The following is a 3,338-nucleotide window of genomic DNA, read 5'->3' as shown; positions in this document are numbered from 1 at the left end:
TCGATACCCAGTGTTGTAATAGCCATTGTGGCTCCTCCTATCCGCAAGTGTTTGTGTGGTAACTTCACTTTGGCACATTGCGATGCCGTCGGGGTAGGGGGAGTCCATAACATTCGTTATGAGTAGGCCATGAAAGACGCTCTTATATCTAGCATCAAGAAGCTCTCCGGGTTGCATTCCGATGGGGCTGACTACTCTAAGTCAGAAAGGTATTCAGCCTTTTTGGTCGGTGGAAGTATTCTTGCAATGATGGTGGTTTTTGTATTGGCGGTAATTAACGAAGTGCTTTTTGATAAATATTTTCATGAATATTTAGTTGTATTTGGCAAGGCTTCGTTAGGATGTTTCATTGTGGGATTGATTCTCACGGTCTTGTCGGCCAATGATCTGGTCTAGCTAAGTGCGAAGTACTCATAACAATCACAGGCAGCAAGGCTCTGGCCCTTCGGGCCTCCGCGGGACGGCTTACCTTATGCACGTTTTGCGCGGGTCGCTCTGCTCCCATTTTCGCGCAAAAAGCGCATAAGGTAAGCCGCCCTTGCTGTGGGCGTTAGCTTTCGTTCAAGAGGCATCGATCCGATGTACGGAATTGAAAATTTAGGCCTTTTTATTGTGTCGGGATTGATTTTGAATATTCTTCCTGGTCCCGACTCACTACTAATTGCCGGTAGAAGTCTCTCACAGGGCTTTAAAGGCGGCTCGGCAGCCGCACTTGGCATAGGGGCAGGTACATTTGTGCATATTTTTGCAGCTATGGCTGGCCTTTCGGTTGTCATAGCTACATCGGCTACTGCATTCACTGTCATTAAAATTCTGGGTGGCATGTACCTAATTTATATTGCAGTAAGCATGATTTTCTCTCGGGAGAGTGCGGCTCAAATTGATTGTCCTAAGGTAAGAAAAGAGCCTTATCGGAAAATTTTTATTGAAGGGTTTCTTACTAATGTGCTGAACCCAAAAGTTGCGGTATTCTTTTTGGCTTTCATACCACAGTTTATTTCTCCTGAAAGCCAAAACCATCCGCTAGCGTTCCTAATTTTGGGTGTGATTTTTAATGTGAATGGCATGCTATGGTGTCATTTTCTGGCGTGGTCGTCCGCAGCAGTGGGCGCACGTGTGGTCGCAAGTGGCAAGGTTAAGAAATGGCTTAATCGTATGGCCGCAACTATGTTTGGGTACTTCGGAATAAGGCTGGTGCTAACGGCCCAAAGCTAACAAGCAGCGGCAGAGCGACAGCCAACACTACGCGCCTTTTGTGTTACTCGCTGTCGCTCAAACATTGACACAAAATGCGCTCCGCATTGGCTGCGCCTGCGCTGGGCGTTAGACCAGCCAACCAACCGGCGCGGGCAGGTGAAACCAATGAAAGACTTCATGCTCTTCCTCCTTGTAATGACGGCATGCACGGGCGTGTCGGCTGAACAGCATCAAGGTCCTAGGAACGCTACATCACAAGATATTCCCGCCTTCGTCGAACGCCTTGATTCCCTCCGGCAAGCTGCCAACATCCCGGGATTGTCCGTAGCCGTTGTGAAGAGTCAAACGATCGCTCTCGCATTGGGCTTGGGCTACGCGGACGTCGAACACCATATTCCTGCTACTGCCGAAACCCCGTACAACATCGCCTCGGTCGCGAAGCCGATCTCCGCTGTCGTTGCCCTCCGGCTCGTCGAGGAGGGAGTACTTGACCTCGATCGACCGATTGTGGACTACAGCGAATGGGCAGACTTCTGCACCGAGTTCAGTCGGCAACCGTCGATATTTGCCAGAGGCCTCCGTTGCCAGCCCCCGAACCACACGCTTCGACACCTGCTCTCTCATACCGCTACAGGAACGCCCGGCGACCAGTTCTCCTACAACCCCGTGCTGTACTCCTGGGCGTCGCGGCCCATCATGGCGGCCGCTGATACATCCTTCTCGGCTCTCGTCGAGCAGTATGTATTCGCGCCTGCTGGTATGACACGATCGGCCCGGATTAATCGGGATTTGCCCCTGCGTGAGGATTTGGCAAAGCTCCTGGCTCGGCCCTACCGAGTCGGGACCTCCGGGGCAATCGAACGTGCCCCAGCGCCGCCACCCCAGGGAGACGGCGCTGCGGGCGGCGTAATCACCACGGTCCTCGCTCTTGCCAAGTTCGACGTCGCACTAGATCGGGGGGTGCTGATATCGGCAGGGTCACGGGCTGCAATGTTAGCCCCGATGCGATCGAGCAACGGTGAGGTGCTTCCGTACGGCCTTGGTTGGTTTGTGCAGGAATACCGGGGGCACACCCTCGTTTGGCACTCGGGATGGTGGGAGGACGCTTACTCCGCGCTGTATTTGAAGATCCCATCCCTGGACCTCACCTTCATTGTACTCGCGAATAGTGAAGGTGTCTGGTGGGACAACCCACTTGACCGAGCAGAGGTCCAGCGTTCCGAATTCGCCCAGGCGTTTCTTCAGGCGTTCGTAGATGACTAACCGCACCTTGTGCTGCCGCTGATGCCGGAGCCGTTATGTGCTCACGAACTAAAAGATAAAAACTATGAAAATACTGATTTCGGCATTGCTGCTCTTGGCTTTACAAGTTTCCTTCTCTTCATCGAACGATGCAAAATTTGATTGCGAAGAATTCGCTAATGAGTACTTTGAAGTATGGACTTCTACTCAAAGTCCAAATGCAACGAAAGAAGATATTGAAAATTATCTTTCATTACTCGCCGATAATGTCGGTCATCAGCATTTTCCTTATGACCCAGAGGATGATCGAGATCCGGAATGAAAAGCGAAGATGCGTAAGGGAATGTTTCATTACTTGGGTGGCCACAAAACGTATAACGCTAAGCTTCTGGATATCACATATGGGGTTAACGCAGTTGTGATAAAGTACGGCGAAGCAGCTACCTATGTGAATCCACAGGGTGAGACTGTAGAGGTCAACTCTTTTTGGCCACCGAACTCTGAGCATTCCAATATTTCTCTTCCGCCGCATTCGGCGGCATCCCATCATTTTTCTGATGGGGTTGTATTTGGCTGTAGTAGCCAATGATGTAACTCGTGATTCCTTGTTTAGCCGCAGGGAAGGATTTGTAGCCGGTTTCCGGCACCCACTTCGTCTTGAGACTCCGGAAGAAGCGCTCTGTCGGTGCGTTGTCCCAACAGTTTCCTCGGCGGCTCAGGCTCTGTGCCATTCTGTAGCGCCACAGTAGCTGTCGCAATGCGAGGCTTGTGTACTGGCATCCCTGGTCCGAGTGGAACATGATGCCTTCCGGTTGCCCTCGTGATTCGTAGGCTATCGTAAGCGCCTTTTTAACTAGGGCGGTATCGGGCGATAACGAGAGCGCCCAGCCAACTGGCTT

At 51.6% G+C, this 3,338-nt stretch carries 5 protein-coding genes; 4 read left to right on the top strand and 1 reads right to left on the bottom strand.

The genetic code is table 11. The annotated features are described in order from the left end of the window. Window positions 1–129 precede the first annotated feature (129 nt). From LC093_RS20070 to LC093_RS20055, 4 genes are all read left to right on the top strand, one after another. Entirely contained in the window at window positions 130–396 is a 267-nt protein-coding gene (locus LC093_RS20070) for a hypothetical protein (protein WP_226669236.1), read from the top strand. A gap of 183 nt (window positions 397–579) precedes the next feature. Continuing rightward, window positions 580–1,215, top strand: coding sequence for a LysE family translocator (locus LC093_RS20065; RefSeq protein WP_226669233.1), 636 nt, complete (start codon window positions 580–582; stop codon window positions 1,213–1,215). Window positions 1,216–1,362: 147 nt separating this feature from the next. Beyond that, the gene (locus tag LC093_RS20060) at window positions 1,363–2,460 is read left to right on the top strand and encodes a serine hydrolase domain-containing protein (RefSeq protein ID WP_226669231.1); all 1,098 of its coding nucleotides are present in this window, start codon (window positions 1,363–1,365) and stop codon (window positions 2,458–2,460) included. A gap of 64 nt (window positions 2,461–2,524) precedes the next feature. Beyond that, window positions 2,525–2,761, top strand: coding sequence for a hypothetical protein (locus tag LC093_RS20055; RefSeq protein WP_226669229.1), 237 nt, complete (start codon window positions 2,525–2,527; stop codon window positions 2,759–2,761). 154 nt (window positions 2,762–2,915) lie between these two features. Here the strand turns inward: LC093_RS20055 and LC093_RS20050 are convergent. Beyond that, a partial coding sequence (locus tag LC093_RS20050) for a DDE-type integrase/transposase/recombinase (RefSeq protein ID WP_226669227.1) occupies window positions 2,916–3,338 on the bottom strand: 423 nt, incomplete at its 5' end.

Source organism: Microbulbifer aggregans (genome assembly GCF_020524005.1).
GTDB lineage: Bacteria > Pseudomonadota > Gammaproteobacteria > Pseudomonadales > Cellvibrionaceae > Microbulbifer > Microbulbifer aggregans_A.
The sequence above is the reverse complement of the archived record's forward strand: the minus strand, read 5'-3'. Positions and strand labels throughout refer to the sequence as shown.